We start from the raw sequence: 255 nt of genomic DNA, 5'->3' as shown, positions 1-255 counted from the left end.
CGGTCGCCAGCCGGGGCGTTGCGGTGAACGCCGCCAGCAGGTCGCGCTGCTTGACCTCGGAGGCCTGCACCGGGGTGATCGGCTCGACATTGTGGTCCGAGGTGCGGAACAAGACCGAGCGCAGGCCGAGGAAATCGCCCGGCACCTGGAAATCCACGATCTGCCGGGTGCCGCCGGGCAGGATCTTGTAGGAACAGGCCCAGCCCGAGGCCAGCACATAGGCGCTTTGGTCGGTCTGGCCCTGGTGGATCATGT

The 255-nt window shown here is 67.5% G+C and carries 1 protein-coding gene; it reads right to left on the bottom strand.

What is annotated here, in order from left to right:
• Positions 1-255: Crp/Fnr family transcriptional regulator (locus LHP98_RS19395; RefSeq protein ID WP_227254176.1), on the bottom strand; the 255-nt coding region annotated here is incomplete at both ends.

Source organism: Rhodobacter sp. Har01 (assembly GCF_020564565.1).
Classification (GTDB): domain Bacteria; phylum Pseudomonadota; class Alphaproteobacteria; order Rhodobacterales; family Rhodobacteraceae; genus Pseudogemmobacter.
This window is presented reverse-complemented; position numbering and strand designations above follow the sequence as displayed.